The sequence below is a fragment of the uncultured Reyranella sp. genome (assembly GCF_945957355.1).
Lineage (GTDB): Bacteria > Pseudomonadota > Alphaproteobacteria > Reyranellales > Reyranellaceae > Reyranella.
On record NZ_CAMFKM010000002.1, the window covers coordinates 99,543 to 117,414 of the forward strand.

Sequence of the window (17,872 nt, forward strand, 5' to 3'; positions counted from 1 at the left end):
TTCTGAAAGAATCCGTCGTCTCGACCGGAGCGCGCAGTGCGGAGTGGAGAGACCTTCTCTCTACGATTTGCCGGCTTTTGGTGGAGAGAAGGTCTCTCCGCTCCGCACCTTCGATGCTCCGGTCGAGACGACGGGGCTTTTTCGATTGGCATCATTTTACAACGCGCCAGTTGGTGAGGTGGCGTGTAGCAGCGGTCCAATCGACGAGCGCGATACTCGGCTCGGGCGAGGCGTGGGAGAAGACGAGCGCGCCGTCGACGGCGGCGACCGACTGGGCCGCGTCGAAGTCGAGCACGTCCTTGCCGGTGCGATTGCAGACGAGGACGGGCCGGCCGGTCGTCGCGGAGGCGCGTTCCCATTCACCATTGGGTCCGTGATGGCCCGGCGCCCAGGCAGCCGACGACAGGAGCAGGTCGACGCCCTGGGCGGCGGTCTCGTCGACCAGGCGGGCCGAATACAGGTCGGCGCAGACGAAGAAGCCGATGCGGCCGATACCGTCGACCGCCAGGACCGAGGGACGGTCGCCCGGCGTCGACCAGGATTCCGAACCCATCCGGAGAGCGTTCACCTTGCGGTGCCGTCCGGCCACCGATCCGTCCATCGCGAACAGGATCATGCTGTTGAACAGCGCGTCCTTCTCGGGTGCGGCTTCCGGGGTGCCGAGCACCAGCGACGCTCCGGTCTCCCGCGCGAGTCCGCCGGCCCAGGCGAACAGCGCGGGTTGCCCGCGTCCTATCCAGTCGGTGCCGACGAGGTCGCGGAAGCCGTAGCCGCTCACGGCGAGTTCCGGGGTCACGATCAGCCGGGCGCCGTTTGCCGCGGCCCGGCGCACGGCGTGCTCGAGGGCGGTTCTGTTCATCTCGATCTCCCCGGGTCGGGGGGCGAGATGGAGCAGGGCAATCGTTGAAGTCGAGGCGGCAATCGCTGGGGTCACGGTAGCGAAAGCTAAGCCACCGGCGAAGACTTGCAGCAAGTTTCGCCGGTGACGCAGGCGGGTCGTGCCGGTCAGAACCGGGCCTTCACGCCGAAGAACGCCTGGAAGTACGGTGCCTGGTAGCCTTCCGGCTCCTCATACACCCGGTCGAGGACGTTCTCGGCGCGGGCGAAGAGCTGGACCGACGGGATGACGTCGTACTGGGCCGTGATGCGGACCAGCGTATAGGGTGCCGGGGTCATGAGTGCGCCGGTGGTGGCGTTGATGTCGGTGCGGCTGTTGACCTGCAGCAGGCCGACGCCGAACAGGGTGTTCTCCCAGGGCCGCACCTCGGCGCGGATGTTGAAGGTATCGCCGGGGCGGCGCACCAGCGGCTGGTTGGCGTCGACGTTACGCGCGATGAGGTGCGTGTAATCGAAGTACAGATCGAACCACTTCACCGGGCTGATCTGCAGAGTCATCTCGAAGCCTTCGGTCTGGGCATTGGCGACGTTCTGCATCAGGGCGAAGGTCGGCGGCGCGCACTGGATGAGGTTCGAGTAGGTGTTGAAGAAGTAGGTGATGCCAGCCTTCACCTTGCGGTCGAAGATTCCCTGCTCCACGCCCACCTCGTAGCCGCGCATGTACTCGGGCTGCAGGTTGGGATTGCCGCCGCAGAACGGCCCGGGACCGAACATCTCGATCAGCGCCGGTGCCTTGAAGGCCGTGCCGTACGACGCCTTGATCTTGGTGTCCGTCGGCGCCCACAGGTAGGACGCGCCGGCCCGCCAGGTGCCGACGGTGCCGAACATGTCGTTCATGTCGACACGACCGCCGACATTCAGGTTGAAGCCCTCGAACGGGTTGAGGCGGAGCTGGCCGTAGATGCCGGTCTGGGACATCGTTCCCCAGGACTGGGTAAAGGGCGTGAAGGGGCCGATGGTGTTCGTGTACGACCATTGGCGGTCGTAGTCGATGCCGCCGATGACCTCGATCTGGTCGATGACTTTCACCAGGTTCTTGAAATCGGCCTGCAGGCGGCGCCCGTTGAACCAGCTGTCGGTGTTGAAGGGGAACGGGACCTGCGGGCTGGCATAATCGAGATCGTGCCGTGTGATCGTGCTGTAGTTGACGCCGACGACGGGCTTCCAGCGGCCGTCGAAGTACGAGCCTTCGATTTCGCCGCGCGTGTAGAACTGCGACGTGTAGGTGTTGGCGTTGGGATCTTCCTGCCCGACCTGGTCGTAATTCACCTTGGCGTCGATATAGCGGCCGTACCAGTTGAACTGGGTGTTCTCGTTGATCTCGTAGCCGAGGCGCGCCGCGAGCGTGATGTTGCGATAGGGATCGATGTCGACGAAGCCGCCGTTCGGCGTGAACCGTGCCGGCACCGGCGTATCGTTCGGGCTGAAGGTGCCGGCGACCGTCAGGTTGTAATTGAATTTACCTTCGCTACCGCGCACGTAGGCGCCGCTGTTGCTCGTCAGCCGCGTGCCGAGTTCGGTGAAGGCGGCGCCGTTCATCGGCCCCTTGCCGGCCTTGGTGACCATGTTGATGACGCCGCCCATCGCCTGGCTGCCGTACATCGTGCTCATGGGGCCGCGCACGACTTCGATGCGGTCGAGGTTCTCGGTGAGGAAGTTGCCGAAGTCGACAGCGCCGTTGCCGCTGGAGGGATCGCTGACGTTGACGCCGTCGATCAGCACCAGCACGTGGTTGGCATTGGAGCCGCGCACGAAGACCGAGGTTTGCGTGCCGACGCCGCCGGACTGCTGCACGGAGACGCCGGGGATGGTCTTCAGCACCTCGGCGGCATTGCGAAGCTGCCGGCGCTGCATCTCTTCCTGCATGACGACGGTGTAGCTGGCCGTGACCTTGTTCGGATCGGTCGGGAAACGATCGGCCGTCACGACCGTCGTCGGCATCATGGCGTCCGGTTCGGTTTGAGCCTGTGCCGCCAGGGGCACGACGAGAGGCGACAGAAGAGGAAGGACAGACAGAATTCGACGGATCGGCGTCATCGACGGATCTCCCAAGACAGAACACGCGTAAGGCGCGTCACCGCTCGGTTGACCGTCCCGTTGGATTGTCCCGTCCATCGGAAGAGCGACGCTATCGCCGGCAGGTCTTCTGGCTCGCGGGTCGTCGCTTCTGCTCGTCTTCCCAGACCTGGAGGTCCAGTGACTCTTGGGCAGTCGCTCGCCGCTTACAGCTGCGGGTACAGCTGCCGATTGGCTCCGAGGAGCGGCACGGCATTCCCTGTTAGCCTCCGGTTAAGGAGGACCGTCGATGCACACTCGTTAGGCAAGGTGACGGCCGCCGTCAAGAATTTGGCGATCCTGAGGCGTGCGACACGCGGGCCCGGCGGCGGGCACGCCAGGGCGGAGTGGACTCGACCGGCGGGGACCGGAGGCGTAAATGCCGGGCATGCAGGCCTCTTCATATGACGTGATCGTGGTCGGTGGCGGCCATGCCGGCTGTGAAGCCGCGTCCGCGTCGGCACGTCTTGGTGCACGCACCCTGCTTCTAACGCACCGCATCGAGACGATCGGCGAGATGTCGTGCAACCCGGCGATCGGCGGATTGGGCAAGGGCCACCTCGTCCGCGAGATCGATGCGCTGGACGGGATCATGGGGCGGGCCATCGATCGCGGCGGCATCCAGTTCCGGACGCTCAACCTGTCCAAGGGGCCGGCGGTGCGCGGGCCGCGCGCCCAGGCCGATCGCAAACTGTACCGGCAGGCGGTCCAGGCTTTGCTGGCCGAACAGGCCAATCTGGAAATTCGCGCCGAAGCGGTTGCGGATATCATTTTGGATACACGCGGTGCGTGTGCTGGCGTGGTCACTGAGTCCGGAGTCGAGATCGGTGCCGGGCGCGTCATCCTGACGACGGGCACCTTCCTGCGCGGCCTGATCCATATGGGCGAGACCAAGATCCCGGCCGGGCGCGTGCGTGGCGACGGTGTCGAGGAGCCGTCCACGGCGCTTGCGCAGACATTGAACCGGCTGGGCTTCAAGCTCGGACGACTGAAGACCGGAACGCCGGCGCGCCTGGACGGCCGCACGATCGACTATGGTGCGCTGGAGCAGCAGGACGGCGACGACCCGCCGCGGCCGTTTTCGTACCTGACCGATCGGATTGCGACGCCGCAGGTCCCCTGCCACATCACGACGACCACCCCCGCGACGCACGAGATCATCCGCGCCAATCTCCATCGGGCACCGATGTATTCCGGCCAGATCGAGAGTGTCGGGCCGCGCTACTGCCCCTCGATCGAGGACAAGGTCGTGCGGTTCGGCCAGCGCGATCGCCACCAGATCTTCCTGGAGCCCGAAGGGCTGGACGATTTCACCGTCTATCCCAACGGCATCTCGACCTCGCTGCCGAAGGACGTCCAGCTCGCCATGCTCCGGACCATTCCGGGTCTGGAGCGGACAGAGATGCTGCGGCCGGGCTACGCCATCGAGTACGACCATATCGATCCGCGCGAGTTGCAGGCGACCCTGGAAACCCGGCGTGTCCCGGGCCTCTACATGGCCGGCCAGATCAATGGGACCACCGGTTACGAGGAAGCCGCCGCCCAAGGATTGATGGCGGGATTGAATGCGGTGCTGGCGAAGCCTTTCATTGTCGATCGCGCGGATGGTTATCTCGGGGTGCTGATCGACGACCTGGTGTCGCTCGGCGTGACCGAACCCTATCGGATGTTCACCTCGCGCGCGGAGTATCGCCTCTGGCTTCGGGCGGACAACGCCGACCAGCGCCTGACACCGCGCGGCCTCGAGATCGGCTGTGTCGGGCGTGACCGGGCGGCGATGTTTCACGTGAAACATCAGGCGCTGGACGCGGCCCGTTCCCTCGCCGCCGGCCTCAAGATCAGCCCCTCGGCCTTGGCCAAGCGCGGCATCGCCATCAACCAGGATGGCGTCGCCCGGTCGGCCCTCGATCTGCTGGCCTATCCCGAGATCGACTGGAGCCGGCTGGTCGGCCTGTGGCCCGAACTCGGAACGGTGTCGGCCGAGGTCGCCGAGCAACTCACGATCGATTCCCGTTACGAGGGATACCTCTCCCGCCAGCGGGGCGACATTGCCGCCTACCGGCGCGACGAGGCCTTGGTCCTCCCGGCGGACCTCGACTATGGCGCCATTGGCAGTCTCTCGACGGAGGTCCGCCAGAAGCTGGAAGCCAACCGGCCATCCACCCTCGGCCAGGCGGCCCGTATTTCCGGGGTCACCCCGGCCGCCCTGGTGGCGTTGCTGAAGCATGTCCGTCGGCGGGCTGCCTAGGATGGACCCCCTTCAGGATGTTTCACGTGAAACACGCCAGCGCCTCGAAATCCTCGTCGAGACGCTGGAGCGCTGGCAGAAGGCCATCAATCTGGTCGGGCGGAACACCCTGGATGGTGTCTGGAAGCGGCACATCGTCGATTCGGCCCAAGCCGTACCGCTGATCCCTGCGGAGGCCAAAACCCTCGCCGATCTCGGCAGCGGCGGCGGCTTTCCGGGGCTGGTGATCGCCGCGATGCGGCCCGACCTCGATATCACCATGATCGAGTCCGACGCCCGCAAAGCGGCCTTCCTGGGCGAGGCGAGCCGCAAAATGGGGTTGGCAAAGCCGCCAAAGCTGGTCATCAAGAGGATCGAGGTGGCGCCTCCGGCCAACGCCGAGGTCGTGACGGCTAGAGCGCTGGCACCGCTAGCCCAGTTGCTCGAATGGTCCGACCGCCACAGGATGGATACCACCATTTGCCTTTTCCACAAGGGTAAGGGCTGGCAGGCCGAGGTGGACGAGGCCAAGAAGAAATGGGACTTTTCCCCGGAAGCATTTGCGAGCGTAACCGACCGTGACGCCGTCCTCCTCAGAATTGGCCCCTACACCGCCGCCGCAGATCTTCGCGATCGCCAACCAGAAGGGCGGCGTCGGTAAGACGACGACGGCGATCAATCTCGCCACCGCCTTGGCGGCGGTCGGCGAGAAGGTCCTTTTGATAGACCTTGATCCCCAGGGAAACGCGTCTACGGGTCTAGGGGTAGCGAGAAATGAGCGCTCACCTGGTTCCTATGAATTCCTGCTCGGTCTCAATCCGCTGGATGCCTCCGTTCGGACGACCCAGATTCCCGGTCTGGACGTCATGCCGGCAGCTGGCCAGCTTGCTGGAGCCGAGATCGAGCTGATCGATCTCGAGCGACGAGAGCATCGGCTGGCCGAGGCGCTGGCTGCGCCCGGCAACGACGCCCGGCGCCGCTGGACGATCGTGCTGATCGACTGTCCGCCCTCGCTGGGCCTCGTCACCCTGAACGCCCTGGTCGCAGTCGACGCCGTACTGGTTCCGCTGCAGGCAGAGTTCCTGGCGCTCGAGGGAATCGGCGCGCTCGGCAATACGATCGACCGGGTGCGCAAGAGACTCAACCCAAGGTTGCACATCTTCGGGGTCGTCCTGACCATGGTCGACCGCCGCATGACGCTTAGCCAACAGGTCGTGGCGGACGTGCGCGCGCATTACGGCGAACGGGTCTTCGGAACGACGATCCCGCGCAACGTCCGCATCGCCGAGGCGCCGTCGCACGGCATGCCCGTGCTGATCTACGACAATGCCTGCGCCGGATCGCAGGCCTACATCCTGCTGGCGAGCGAATTCATCCGCCGCCGGCGTCTCGCCGCAGAACAGGCAAATAGCCCATGAGCCAGCCACCCAAGCCACGCGGCCTCGGCCGCGGTCTCTCCGCCCTGCTCGGTGACGACGAAGTCGCTTCCGCCGTGACGCCTGCCGCGCCGGTTGCGCCGCCGCCGTCCCCCGCGGCTCCCGTCCCGGCCGCCACGGCCGATGCGGAAACCCTCCGGCCCTCCCCCGGCAAGTTGCCGCCGCTCACCCTGCCGATCGGCCAGCTCAAGCCCGGCAAGATGCAGCCGCGCACCAGCTTCGAGGGCATCGAGATGCTGGTCGAGTCGGTCAGGGAATACGGGCTTCTGCAACCCATCCTTGTGCGCCCCCTGCGCGACGCCGCCGACAGCTACGAGATCATTGCCGGCGAACGACGCTGGCGGGCCGCCCAGAAGGCCCAGCTGCACGACGTGCCGGTCGTCATCCGCACGATCGACGACCAGGATGCCCTGCAGATCGGCCTCGTCGAGAACCTGCAGCGCTCCGATCTCACGCCAATCGACGAGGCGCAGGGCTACAAGCGCCTGATCGACGAATACAGCCACACACAGGAGGAAATCGCGCGCATGATGGGCCGCAGCCGCCCGCATGTCGCCAACACGATCCGCCTGCTCGACCTGCCGCCGCCGGTGCAGGAGATGGTTCGCGAGGGCGAGCTCTCTGCAGGTCAGGCCCGTACACTGATCGGTGTACCTGACCCGCTGGCGATGGCGAAACGCGCCGTCGCCGAGAAGCTGACGGTCCGCGATCTCGAACGCCTCGCCGGTGATACCAAGAAGCCGTCCAAGGCCGCCGGCGGCGCCAGGGCCAAGGGCGCGGCCGGCAGTGGCGGCGCGCCGAAGAGCGCCGACACGCGGGCGCTCGAGAAGCGCCTCGAGGAGGCGCTGGGGCTCAAGGTCGACCTCACCTTGCGGGGGCTCGGTGAACAGAGCGTCCTCACGCTCGAGATTCGCGACTTCGACCAGCTCGACACGGTGGTCGACAAGCTCACGCGGCGCTAAAGCCTTTCGAAGTCGAGTTCATCACCCGACCTCTTCCTGAGGAGGCGCGCAAAGCGCGCCGTCTCGAAGGATGGGCAACAGATGCGGTGCTCGTGCCCACCCTTCGAGGCTCACTGCGTTCGCGCCTCAGGGTGAGGTGCCTGTTGGGATGGTTGCCGTAACTCTATCTCACACGGAAAGACCCTAGCGCCCACCCGATCTGGTCAGGTTCTTGCTGGCGTCTCCGGAAGCGGCCCAATGGCACCGGAGACTTGGAGCATGGCAAAGCCCGTCAGTTATTTCTCACCCGACGATCCCGACGCGCGCCTGCTCGAGGCGCGGCCGGAGCCGATGCTGATCAAGCCGTCGGAAACCGCGCTGATCATCGTCGACATGCAGAACGCCTATGCTTCGCCCGGCGGCTATCTCGATCTCGCGGGCTTCGACATCTCGGGCGCCGCGCCGGCCATCGAGAAGATCCGCGAAGCCGCCGCGGCGGCGCGCGCTGCCGGCATCCCGGTCATCTATTTCCAGAACGGCTGGGATCCCGACTATGTCGAAGCGGGCGGTCCGGGCTCGCCCAACTGGCACAAGTCGAACGCGATGAAGACGATGCGCGCCAGGCCCGAACTGCAAGGCAAGCTGCTGGCCAAGGGTGGCTGGGATTATGAGCTGGTCGAGGCGTTGCCGCCGCAGAAGGGCGACATCGTCATTTCCAAGCCGCGCTACAGCGCCTTCTACAACACCAACCTCGACAGCGTGCTGCGCGCCCGCGGCATCCGCTCGCTGGTCTTCACCGGCGTCGCCACCAACGTCTGCGTCGAGTCGACCCTGCGCGATGGTTTCTTCCTCGAATATTTCGGCATCGTCCTGCACGATGCGACGCATCACGCCGGGCCCGACTACATCCAGAAGGCATCGCTTTTCAACATCGAGAGCTTCTTCGGCTGGGTGTCGTCGGTCGATGCGTTCCGCAATGCCTTGCAGTCCAACGCTCATCCCGCCCTCGAGACGGAAGGACAAGTGTGATGCCCATGAAGCCCGTGATCCCGCCCGGCACCGGCAAGACGCTGGCGCCCTATTCGCCCGGCGTCGTGGCCGACGGCATCGTCTACGTTTCCGGCACCCTGGCGCTCGATGCCGAGGCCAACGTGGTGCATGTCGGCGATCCGGCGGCGCAGACGCATCATGTGCTGAAGACGATCCAGTCGGTGATCGAAGCGGCCGGCGGCACGATGGCCGACGTCACCTTCAACTCGATCTTCCTCACCGACTGGGCGCACTACGCCGCGATCAACGCCGTCTATGCGCAGTATTTCCCCGGCGACAAGCCGGCGCGCTACTGCATCCAGTGCGGCCTGGTGAAGAAGGATGCGCTGATCGAGATCGCGACCGTCGCCCATATCGGCAAGACGTGACCTTCGACGTTCACGCCGGCGAGCGGCCGGATGCCGAGACGGTGCTGCTCTCCGCAGGCCTTGGCGGTGCGGCCGGTTACTGGGCGCCCCAGCTCGACGCCCTCACGGCGCGGTATCGCGTCATCACCTACGACCAATGCGGCACCGGCCGCGCCCGCGCGACCCAGCTTCCGGCGGGCTATGCGATCTCCGACATGGCCGACGAGGTCCTGGAGATCCTCGATGCGACGTCGACCAGGAGCTGCCACTTCGTCGGTCACGCGTTGGGGGGTCTCGCGGGCATCGACCTCGCGCGGCGCCATCCCGACCGTGTGCGTTCGCTCACCGTCGTGAATGGCTGGGCGACGGCCGATGCCCATACGCGGCGCTGCTTCGAGATTCGCGTCGCGCTGCTGAAGGGCGCTGGGCCCGAAGCCTACGTCCGCGCCCAGCCGATCTTCCTCTATCCCGCGACCTGGCTGGCCGCGAATGCCGAGCGTATGGTGGCCGAGGACGCGCATGCGCTGGCGGGCTTCCAGGGGAGCAACAACCTGCTGCGCCGCATCGAGGCGCTGTTGCGCTTCGACGCGACGCCGCATCTCGACGCGCTGCGATTGCCCATTCTCCTGTCGGCCGCGCGCGACGATGTGCTGGTGCCCTGCTGCCAGTCCGAGGCGCTGGCGAAGCAGCTGGCCGACGCCACTCTCGACGTGGCGCCCTATGGCGGCCATGGGCTGAACGTGACCGAGTCCGCTTCGTTCAATGACCTGCTGCTGGGATTCCTCGACCGACGGTCTCGATCGACCTAGCTGCCCGATGCGACCGCGCGGTTGCCGCCGGTGACACCGGCGCGGCCCTGATCCGCAGATACCTCGGTCGCCTTGCAGCGCGGGTTGAGCGGCAGTCCCGGCCACACGTCGACCTCGAGGAAGCGCGTTTCGCCCGGTGCCAGGTTTACGACGGCCGCCTGGGCGGGCGTCTGCGTGAGTGGTGCGTAGCTGGGCGCGCTACAGGTGATCACGTGCTGCCCCGGCGCGACCTCCACGCGGATCCATGTCTTGTCGGCCAGCGTGCCGATCGGCTGCTGGTTGTCAGCCAGGGTGAAGGCCACCTCCGAGCCCAGCAGCGAGCTTCGATAGAGGTAGAGGACGGACTGGCCGGGTGCCGGCGGATCGAAGCGCTTGCCCTCGGCATCGGCCATGGGGCCGGCCATGGGCACGGAGGCACATCCGGCAAGGAAGATCGAGGCTGTCAGCAGGCAACCCAGGGACCGCACGTCTTTCTCCATCGGATGGTCGGACCGTCGAGAACGCACCGCGCCCCTCGTCGTTGCGCCCGGAGCGGAACTTCCGCGCGACCCGCGCGTTGTCGCGGCCATGGCTAGTGAAACGCTACACGAAGACCCGGCCACGCTCGGACCCGAGGTCATCGATCGTCATCGAGCGATCGTTTCCCTCATGGAAGAGCTCGAGGCCGTCGACTGGTACGACCAGCGCGCCAAGGCCACGGCCAACGCCGAGCTTCGCTCCATCCTCGAGCACAATCGCGACGAGGAAAAGGAACATGCCGCCATGGCCCTGGAATGGCTTCGACGCAACGATCCGAAGATGGACGAGCATCTGCGCACGTTCCTCTTCAAGGACGGCCCGATCACCCGGATCGAAGCGACCATGATCAAGGGCGGCGGGGGCGAGGGTGGCGGCGCCGAGGCCGAAGCGTCCTCCGACGGCAGCCTCGGAATCGGCAGCCTGCGCAAGAAGTCGACCCGGTGACAAAATGAAGAACCATCTGTTCCGCGATCGCGCGCCCATTACCGAGGCCGGCTGGGAAGAAATCGAGAAGGAAGCCAAGCGCACCTTGCGGGCGTTGCTCGCGGCGCGCCGCGTGGTCGACTTCCGCGGACCCCTGGGCTGGGGTGCGTCCGACGTCGAGCTCGGCCGCGCCGACCCCATCGCGTCGCCGCCGGGCGGCAGCAACGTGCGCGCGATGCTGCGCCGCATCCAGCCCCTGGTGGAGCTGCGCATTCCCTTCGAGGTGAGCCGCGCCGAACTCGACGCGATCGATCGCGGCGCGCGCGATCCCGATCTCGACGCGGTGACGGCGGCGGCGCGTGAAATCGCCATCGCCGAGGATCGCGCCATCTTCCACGGCTATGAGGCGGCCCAGATCGCCGGCATCTGCCAGGCACAGAAGGGTCAGGCGGTGGCGCTCGGCACCAGCCATGCCGATTATCCCGATGCCGTCGCTGCCGCGCTGAAGAAGCTGCGCGACGAGGGCGTCGAAGGTCCCTTCGCCGTCGTTCTGAGCGAGCAGCTGTACAAGGATCTCCAGGCCCGTACCGACGGCGGCTATCCGATCCTGAGCCACGTGCAGCGACTGATCGAGGGCGAGGTCCACGCCGCGCCCGGCCTCGATGGCGGCCTGGTGATCTCGCTGCGCGGCGGCGACTTCGAGTTGACGGTCGGCCAGGATTTCTCGATCGGCTATCTTGAGCACGATACCGAACGCGTGCGCCTCTACATCGAGGAGAGTTTCACCTTCCTCGTCCTGTCGCCGCAGGCGGCGATTCCGCTGGTGCCGCCGGGCAAGTAGAAACTAACGACGTGACTTCGCTGAACGCGCGGCCTGACTGAGCCGCAGGCACAGCCGGCGGGCGATCGCCTCGTCGGGCAAGCCGGTCCGCTTGCACTCGATCTCCGCGTCCAGAATCGTCGACAGGGCCGCGCTCAATCGCGGCAGCGGCCAGGTGCGCACGTGGCGCTCGAAGCGCTGGCGGACCGGGCCGCCTCGCGGCAGCCCGCGTGCCTTGAACATCGCACCTTCGAGATTGCCGCCCTTGGCGGCATGTCCCGACACGAGATGCAGCTGGTCCGCATGGCGCTGCAGCGAGCGCACGAGCTGGATCGGATTGCCGCCCTCGGCGAAGACGCGGTCGAGCGCGCGATCCAGCGCCACCAGTTCGCCGTCGAAGGTCGCGGCGATCACGTCGTCGATTCCGATCGAGGCGGTGTCGCCCAGCACGGCCGTCGCGTCTTCCAGGGTGATCGTCCTGCCAGCGTCGGTGCCCTTGTAGAGGAGCAGCTTGTCGATCTCGCCGCGCGTCTGGCCGCGATCGCCGCCCAGCCGCTCGACGATCCAGTCCAGCGCATCGGGCTCGACGGTCAGGCCCTGCGCGCGAGCCGCGCTTTCGACGAGGCCTTCGAGCGCGGCCTCGTTGTCCATGTAGCAGGGCACGGCGGCCAGCGTGGCTTCGGTCTCGGCGAGCGTGCGCAGGTTGGAGCGCGGCGTCAGGTTGCCGGCTTCGACGATGATCAGCGCATCGCCGGCCGTTGCCTCGACGAGGTTCTCCAGCGCCGCGACGGACTCCTCGCCCGCCGGCCGCACGCGGATCACGCGGCGGCCGCCCATCATCGACAGGGCGCCGAATTCGTCGGCCAGTCGCGCCGGATCCTGCTTCAGGACGTCGCCCGCGATATCGACGACGCGGAACGGGTCCTTGAGGTCCTCGCAGATCGTTCTGGCGAGCGCCACGGCGCGCTCGGCGACCAGCCCGTCATCGTTGCCGTAGATAACCACGCCCCGGACCCTGGGGTCCGGCTTCTTGAGGAAGGCTTCGACCTGGCGTGCCTCGACCTTCACGCAGGCTTGCTCTCATCCTCGGGCGTTTCGCTGCCCTCGCCCGCCTTGGCGCGCTCGCGGGCGGCGCGCTTGGCTTCGGCCTTCTCGGCGACCTTGATGGCCTTGAGGCGCTCGCGTTCGCGGCGTTCGAAGTCGTAATTCGGCTTGCGTGCCATGTTCTCCGGCCTTCCTGGGGTGTTGGAACCCTAGACCACGACGTTGACGATGCGGTTCGGTACCACGATTACCCGTTTGGGCGTCTTGCCGTCGAGACCGCGCACGAGTTCGGGCAGCGCCAGCGCCGCGGCTTCCGCCACGTCCTTGGGCGCATCCTTGGCCAGTGCGAGGGTCCCGCGCAGCTTGCCGTTCAACTGGACGGCGACGGTGACGGTGTCGTCGACCAGCAGCGAGTCCTCGGCCAGCGGCCACGGCGCGTCCGCCAGCAGGCTCCTGTGGCCGAGCGCGTGCCACAGTTCCTCGGCGAGATGCGGTGTCATCGGGCCGATCAGGCGCACGAAGATCTCGAGCGCCTCGCGCAGTGCCCAGCGCGTCGAGTCGTCCCTGGCCTCGACCGAATCGATCGTGTTGGCGAACTCGTAGAGACGGGCCACGGCCTTGTTGAAGTGGAAAGCCTCGATATCGGCCGAGAGGCCGGCGATCGACTTGTGCGCGGCGCGGCGCAGCGCGATGGCCGCGTCCGAGAAGGCCGCGGGCTTCGGCGTGCCGACGGCTGGTATGGTCTCGATCGCCTGCGAGGCGATGCGGAACAGCCGCTGCTGGAACCGCCAGGCGCCGGTGACGCCGGCCTCGGTCCATTCGAGGTCGCGCTCGGGCGGGCTGTCGGACAGCATGAACCAGCGCGCGGTATCGGCGCCGTAGTCACGGATGATCTGGTCCGGGTCGACGACGTTCTTCTTCGACTTGGACATCTTCTCCGAGCGGCCGACATCGACCGGGCTCTTGTCGGAGAGGCGTACGACCTTGCCACCTTCGCGCGCGATCTCCTCGGGTGTCAGCCACGTGCCGTCGCTCGCGCGATAGGTTTCGTGGCAGACCATGCCCTGGGTGAAGAGACCGTCGAACGGCTCGTCGCGGCTGGTCATCTGGACCTCGCGCATCGCGCGCGTCCAGAAGCGCGAATAGAGCAGGTGCAGGATCGCGTGCTCGACGCCGCCGATATATTGATCGACCGGCATCCAGTACTGGTTCTCCTCGCGGTCGAACGGCGCGGTCTCGAGATGCGGCGAGGTGAACCGGTCGAAATACCAGCTCGAATCGATGAAGGTGTCGAACGTGTCGGTCTCGCGACGCGCCGGCTTGCCGCAGGTCGGGCAAGGAACGTGCTTCCACGTCGGATGGCGGTCGAGCGGGTTGCCGGGACGATCGAAGGTCACGTCGTCGGGCAATTGCACCGGCAGGTCCTTGTCGGGGACCGGCACGACGCCGCAGCTCTCGCAATGGATCGCCGGAATCGGGCAGCCCCAGTAGCGCTGGCGCGAGACCAGCCAGTCGCGCAGGCGATACTGGGTGGTGCCCTTGCCGACGCCCATCTCCTCGAGGCGCGCGATCACCCTGGCCTTCGCGTCCTCAACGCCGAGGCCGTCGAGGAAATCCGAGTTCACGATCACGCCGTCCTCGACATAGGGCGCGGCGGCGATGTCGAGTTTCCCGCCATCGGCCGGCGCCACGACCTGCAGGATCGGCAGGCCGTACTTGGTCGCGAACTCGTGGTCGCGCTCGTCGTGGCCGGGGCAGCCGAAGATCGCGCCCGTGCCATATTCCATCAGCACGAAGTTGGCGGCGAACACCGGGACTGTCTTGCCCGGTATCAACGGGTGCTTGGCCAGCAGCGGCAGCTTGTAGCCCTGCTTCTCGGCGGTCTCGACCTCGGCTGCCGCGGTGCCGGTCTTGCGGCATTCGGCAACGAAGTGCTGCAGGCCGGGATCGGTTGCGGCGAGACCCTGGACCAGCGGATGCTCGGCCGACAGGGCCATGAACGAGGCGCCGAACAGCGTGTCCGGACGCGTCGTGAAGATCTCCAGCTTTCCGTGATCCGCGCCCGAGGCGTCGGTGAGCTGCCAGAAGACGCGGGCGCCCCGGCTCTTGCCGATCCAGTTCGCCTGCATCAGGCGCACCTTCTCGGGCCAGCGGTCGAGCGTGTCGAGGCGGCTCAGCAATTCGTCGGCGAAGTGGGTGATCTTGAGGTTCCACTGGGTGAGCTTGCGGCGCTCGACCGGCGCGCCGGTGCGCCAGCCCTTGCCCTCGATCACCTGCTCGTTGGCCAGCACGGTGTTGTCGACGGGATCCCAGTTGACCCAGGCTTCCTTGCGGTAGGCGAGCCCTGCCTTCCAGAAGTCGAGGAACATCTTCTGCTGGTGGCGGTAGTAGGAGGGATCGCAGGTCGCCAGCTCGCGGCTCCAGTCGAGGGACAGTCCCATCGACTTCAGCTGCTTCTTCATCGTGGCGATGTTCTCGTAGGTCCACTTCTTCGGGTGGACCTTCTTCTCCATGGCGGCGTTCTCGGCCGGCAGGCCGAAGGCGTCCCAGCCCATCGGATGCAGGACGTTGAAACCCTTGGCGCGCTTGTAGCGGGCGATCACGTCGCCCTGCGTGTAGTTGCGCACGTGGCCCATGTGGATGCGCCCCGACGGATAGGGGAACATTTCGAGCACGTAGTACTTGGGTCGCGCCTTGTCCATCGCGGCCCGGAAGGTCTGGCGCTCTTCCCAGACCTTCTGCCACTTGCTCTCGGTTTCGGTGAAATTGTAGCGCACGGGGGGTGCGGCTTGCGTCGACGACACGGAGATCTTCCCGAAAAAGGGTGTTCCCAGAAAAAACTGAGGCCGCAGCGGATGCCCGCTGCGGCCTCTCACGTCAAGCTTTGACAGAGAGAAGAGCCGTGTCAGGACCCGCCGGCGATGCGAAGCTGCCGTGCGCGCGTGAGAATCGCGTTCTCGATGTCGATATTGGTGCGCGGGTCGACCTGGGCGTCGACCCAGTTGCCGCCCTTGGGGCTGGTCTGCTGCTTGAAGACGGAGACGCGCACGCCGTCGGCCCGCAATTCGCGGTCGAGGATGGTGACCTGGACCTTCATGCGCTCGTTGGGCGTCTCGGACGGGGTGTACCAGTCGGTGATGATGACGCCGCCGAACGGATCGGCCGAGACCAGCGGGATGAAGTTGATGGTGTCGAGGGAGGCCCGCCACAGATAGGCGTTCACCGCCACCCCGGTGCCGGTGTCCTCTTTCTTCTCGGCCTTCGAACCCAGGAGGCCGCCGGGACCGAACAGGGTGCCCTGCTCCTGGGTGCGGCCACCCAGGCCTGACCGGACGTCGTTTCGGCTCCGATCGCCCGACGGGCCTGTGTTCCTTTCCAACTTGCTGGTTTCGTCGGCGCAGCCAGCGGCGGCCACTGCCAATGACGCAGCAGCGACTACACTCGCGAATCTGGACAGTCCCGTCATGAATGGCGCCTTGTTCTTCCCTTGGGCCGCAATTCCGCGGCGGACACAGTGGCCGGGACCATAGGCTCAAGGTGGCGTGAACTGCAAGCGGGCGGGCAATATGACACAACGAGTTTCTCGTTGGGACTTAAAAATGCCATTTACAAATCTCTTCACGCAACTCATTCTGCGAATAGCGCGCCCGCCCGCCCTTAAGCTTCGCCAAATGTGACAAAGACGCCACAGGTGCGGGCAGAATGAAGCCGCCGGGCGACCATTTCTTGACCCTCGATTTATCGAAGTGTTTTATAGCCCTGCCGTATTGGCGGATTCCGAGAGCCTCGTCTTCCGGCTTCCAGTTCCCGCCGGTCGGACAGGCCTTTTGGTACGTACCAGTCTCTGATCAATGAGAGAGGGAGAATGATGAAGAAGCTTCTACTTGGCTCGACCGCCTTGGTCGTCGGCGGGCTGATGGCCGCCCCGGCCATGGCCGCCGATCCGATCAAGATCGGCGTGGGCGGTTATTACACCTTCTACGCGGTCGCCGGCGGCATCCAGTCGACCTACGCCACGAACGGCACGTGGGCCCAGTACAAGGGTCTCAACTTCCAGCAGGAAGGTGAAATCCACTTCATCGGCCAGACCAAGCTGGACAACGGCACTTCGGTCGGCGTGCACGTCGAACTCGAAGGCTGGAACCAGAACGCCGGTGCGGCTGCCGGCGCCTGGATCGACGAAGCCTTCCTGTTCGCCTTCGGCGACTGGGGCCGCGTCGAGTTCGGTGCGCGCGATCCCGCGACCTATCGTATGTACTACGGTACTCCGTCGGCCCTCATCGGCTTCGGCGCGGTTCAGCACAACACGAACTTCGCCTGGGCCAACCAGAGCGTCATCGCCAACAACAAGGCGTGGTTCCACGCCACGACGACGACCAACGCCGGTCAGTTCCAGGACGCGCAGGGCATCAACTACTTCACCCCGCGCTTCCAGGGCCTGCAGATCGGCGTCGGCTATCGTCCGAAGGTCAACGTGAACCCGCAGGGTGGCGCTGGCTCCGGCCTCGGCGTCGGTCCGGGCGCTGCGACCCAGGGCGTTTGCGGCTACACCAACGCGACGTCTTCGCCGAACTGCCTGACGAACGACTACTCGTATCAGGACGTGTTCGACGTCGGCGCCAACTACCTGAACAAGTTCGGTGACGTCACGGTCGCTCTGTACGGCGCGTTCCTGTACGGCAGCTTCATCCCGGGCAACCAGCCGTTCGCCGGTGCCGCCAACATGTCGACCGGTGCCAACGCGACCAGCTGGAAGCAGTGGGTCGTCGGCGCTCAGTTCGGCTTCAAGGGCTTCACCCTCGGTGGCGCGCTGGGCTGGGACAACCAGGGCCTCGGCTCGAACTACTACACCGGCCAGAACAACGACACGCGCTTCTACACTGCGGGTCTCATGTACGAGACCGGTCCGTGGCAGATGTCGTTCAGCTGGGTTGGCTCGTACAACAACAACGGCAACGGCTCCGTCGGCTGCAACACGATCGCGGTCAACGCTGCTACCTGCACCACTCCGGCCGCCACTGGCGTTCCGGGCGTGAACTCCACGGCCTTCGGCAACGGCAGCAATCCCGCCAACCTCTCGTTCGGCCAGGAGTCGGTCAACAAGTGGGAAATCGGCGTGAACTACGCGCTCGGGCCGGGCGTGAAGCTCACCGGCGGTGGTCTGCTGTACACGGCTTCGGGCCCGTCTGCTGCCGTCTCGGGCAACAGCTGGGGTCTGCTGATGGGTATGGACCTGCGCTTCTAGTCGCAGGACATACGAGAAATCGGAAAGAGCGGGCGAAAGCCCGCTCTTTTCTTTTGTCC

17 protein-coding genes and 1 riboswitch are annotated in these 17,872 nt (G+C 66.0%); of the genes, 10 read left to right on the forward strand and 7 right to left on the reverse strand.

Annotation, left to right across the window (positions count from 1 at the left end; translation table 11 throughout):
• Positions 1–151: 151 nt before the first annotated feature.
• Together Q0Q48_RS03510 and Q0Q48_RS03515 are read right to left on the reverse strand one after the other, a co-directional pair.
• A complete protein-coding gene (locus tag Q0Q48_RS03510) occupies positions 152–934 on the reverse strand; it encodes a carbon-nitrogen hydrolase family protein (RefSeq protein ID WP_295134079.1) in 783 nt (260 codons plus the stop codon).
• Between the two features lie 71 nt (positions 935–1,005).
• Positions 1,006–2,934: a TonB-dependent receptor gene (locus Q0Q48_RS03515; RefSeq protein ID WP_295134082.1), complete on the reverse strand. Its 1,929-nt coding sequence runs from the start codon at positions 2,932–2,934 to the stop codon at positions 1,006–1,008.
• A gap of 81 nt (positions 2,935–3,015) precedes the next feature.
• Positions 3,016–3,216: riboswitch (cobalamin riboswitch) on the reverse strand.
• 115 nt (positions 3,217–3,331) lie between these two features.
• Here Q0Q48_RS03515 and mnmG point away from each other — a divergent pair.
• The 7 genes from mnmG to rutD all read left to right on the forward strand — a co-directional run bounded on the left by mnmG (position 3,332) and on the right by rutD (position 9,762).
• The gene (gene mnmG, locus Q0Q48_RS03520; RefSeq protein ID WP_295134085.1) at positions 3,332–5,200 is read left to right on the forward strand and encodes a tRNA uridine-5-carboxymethylaminomethyl(34) synthesis enzyme MnmG; all 1,869 of its coding nucleotides are present in this window, start codon (positions 3,332–3,334) and stop codon (positions 5,198–5,200) included.
• 1 nt (position 5,201) lies between these two features.
• Positions 5,202–5,840 carry a 16S rRNA (guanine(527)-N(7))-methyltransferase RsmG gene (gene rsmG / locus Q0Q48_RS03525; protein WP_295134088.1) on the forward strand — a complete coding sequence of 213 codons (639 nt, stop codon included), beginning with the start codon at positions 5,202–5,204 and terminating at the stop codon, positions 5,838–5,840.
• Positions 5,779–6,597 (forward strand): ParA family protein, encoded by an 819-nt coding sequence (locus tag Q0Q48_RS03530; RefSeq protein ID WP_295134091.1) that lies wholly within the window; start codon positions 5,779–5,781, stop codon positions 6,595–6,597. The genes rsmG and Q0Q48_RS03530 overlap by 62 nt, the downstream gene beginning before the upstream one ends.
• Complete coding sequence (locus Q0Q48_RS03535) at positions 6,594–7,577, forward strand: ParB/RepB/Spo0J family partition protein (RefSeq protein ID WP_295134095.1); 984 nt, start codon at positions 6,594–6,596, stop codon at positions 7,575–7,577. Before Q0Q48_RS03530 ends, Q0Q48_RS03535 begins: the two co-directional genes overlap by 4 nt.
• A gap of 258 nt (positions 7,578–7,835) precedes the next feature.
• Positions 7,836–8,585, forward strand: coding sequence for a pyrimidine utilization protein B (gene rutB, locus Q0Q48_RS03540; RefSeq protein WP_295134099.1), 750 nt, complete (start codon positions 7,836–7,838; stop codon positions 8,583–8,585).
• Positions 8,585–8,974, forward strand: coding sequence for a pyrimidine utilization protein C (gene rutC, locus Q0Q48_RS03545; protein WP_295134102.1), 390 nt, complete (start codon positions 8,585–8,587; stop codon positions 8,972–8,974). The genes rutB and rutC overlap by 1 nt, the downstream gene beginning before the upstream one ends.
• Positions 8,971–9,762 (forward strand): pyrimidine utilization protein D, encoded by a 792-nt coding sequence (rutD, locus tag Q0Q48_RS03550; RefSeq protein WP_295134106.1) that lies wholly within the window; start codon positions 8,971–8,973, stop codon positions 9,760–9,762. The genes rutC and rutD overlap by 4 nt, the downstream gene beginning before the upstream one ends.
• On the opposite strand, the gene Q0Q48_RS03555 is transcribed toward rutD, so the two are convergent.
• Positions 9,759–10,229, reverse strand: coding sequence for a hypothetical protein (locus Q0Q48_RS03555; protein WP_295134109.1), 471 nt, complete (start codon positions 10,227–10,229; stop codon positions 9,759–9,761). The genes rutD and Q0Q48_RS03555 overlap by 4 nt on opposite strands.
• 100 nt (positions 10,230–10,329) lie before the next feature.
• Here Q0Q48_RS03555 and Q0Q48_RS03560 point away from each other — a divergent pair, with 100 nt between their 5' ends.
• Together Q0Q48_RS03560 and Q0Q48_RS03565 are read left to right on the forward strand one after the other, a co-directional pair.
• Entirely contained in the window at positions 10,330–10,725 is a 396-nt protein-coding gene (locus Q0Q48_RS03560; protein WP_295134112.1) for a ferritin-like domain-containing protein, read from the forward strand.
• 4 nt (positions 10,726–10,729) lie between these two features.
• Positions 10,730–11,545 (forward strand): family 1 encapsulin nanocompartment shell protein, encoded by an 816-nt coding sequence (locus Q0Q48_RS03565; protein ID WP_295134115.1) that lies wholly within the window; start codon positions 10,730–10,732, stop codon positions 11,543–11,545.
• 3 nt (positions 11,546–11,548) lie between these two features.
• Here Q0Q48_RS03565 and holA read toward each other — a convergent pair whose 3' ends face one another.
• The 4 genes from holA to Q0Q48_RS03585 all read right to left on the reverse strand — a co-directional run bounded on the left by holA (position 11,549) and on the right by Q0Q48_RS03585 (position 15,947).
• Positions 11,549–12,592, reverse strand: coding sequence for a DNA polymerase III subunit delta (gene holA / locus Q0Q48_RS03570; protein ID WP_295134118.1), 1,044 nt, complete (start codon positions 12,590–12,592; stop codon positions 11,549–11,551).
• Positions 12,589–12,747, reverse strand: a complete 159-nt coding sequence (locus tag Q0Q48_RS03575; protein ID WP_295134122.1) for a hypothetical protein — start codon at positions 12,745–12,747, stop codon at positions 12,589–12,591. Before Q0Q48_RS03575 ends, holA begins: the two co-directional genes overlap by 4 nt.
• Before the next feature lie 30 nt (positions 12,748–12,777).
• A complete protein-coding gene (gene leuS, locus Q0Q48_RS03580; RefSeq protein ID WP_295134125.1) occupies positions 12,778–15,372 on the reverse strand; it encodes a leucine--tRNA ligase in 2,595 nt (864 codons plus the stop codon).
• 101 nt (positions 15,373–15,473) lie between these two features.
• Positions 15,474–15,947, reverse strand: a complete 474-nt coding sequence (locus Q0Q48_RS03585) for a DUF3576 domain-containing protein (protein WP_295134127.1) — start codon at positions 15,945–15,947, stop codon at positions 15,474–15,476.
• Between the two features lie 486 nt (positions 15,948–16,433).
• Between Q0Q48_RS03585 and Q0Q48_RS03590 the strand changes: the two genes are divergently transcribed.
• Positions 16,434–17,813: a porin gene (locus Q0Q48_RS03590; RefSeq protein ID WP_295134130.1), complete on the forward strand. Its 1,380-nt coding sequence runs from the start codon at positions 16,434–16,436 to the stop codon at positions 17,811–17,813.
• Positions 17,814–17,872: the final 59 nt, after the last annotated feature.

Excerpts from the sequence above, each read along its gene's own strand:
- Q0Q48_RS03565 (WP_295134115.1), top strand. The coding sequence starts at position 10,730 with ATGAAGAACCATCTGTTCCGCGATCGCGCGCCCATTACCGAGGCCGGC.
- Q0Q48_RS03590 (WP_295134130.1), top strand. The coding sequence starts at position 16,434 with ATGATGAAGAAGCTTCTACTTGGCTCGACCGCCTTGGTCGTCGGCGGG.
- mnmG (WP_295134085.1), top strand. The coding sequence starts at position 3,332 with ATGCCGGGCATGCAGGCCTCTTCATATGACGTGATCGTGGTCGGTGGC.
- Q0Q48_RS03560 (WP_295134112.1), top strand. The coding sequence starts at position 10,330 with ATGGCTAGTGAAACGCTACACGAAGACCCGGCCACGCTCGGACCCGAG.
- rutB (WP_295134099.1), top strand. The coding sequence starts at position 7,836 with ATGGCAAAGCCCGTCAGTTATTTCTCACCCGACGATCCCGACGCGCGC.
- Q0Q48_RS03575 (WP_295134122.1), bottom strand. The coding sequence starts at position 12,747 with ATGGCACGCAAGCCGAATTACGACTTCGAACGCCGCGAACGCGAGCGC.
- rsmG (WP_295134088.1), top strand. The coding sequence starts at position 5,202 with ATGGACCCCCTTCAGGATGTTTCACGTGAAACACGCCAGCGCCTCGAA.
- rutC (WP_295134102.1), top strand. The coding sequence starts at position 8,585 with ATGCCCATGAAGCCCGTGATCCCGCCCGGCACCGGCAAGACGCTGGCG.
- Q0Q48_RS03515 (WP_295134082.1), bottom strand. The coding sequence starts at position 2,934 with ATGACGCCGATCCGTCGAATTCTGTCTGTCCTTCCTCTTCTGTCGCCT.
- Q0Q48_RS03535 (WP_295134095.1), top strand. The coding sequence starts at position 6,594 with ATGAGCCAGCCACCCAAGCCACGCGGCCTCGGCCGCGGTCTCTCCGCC.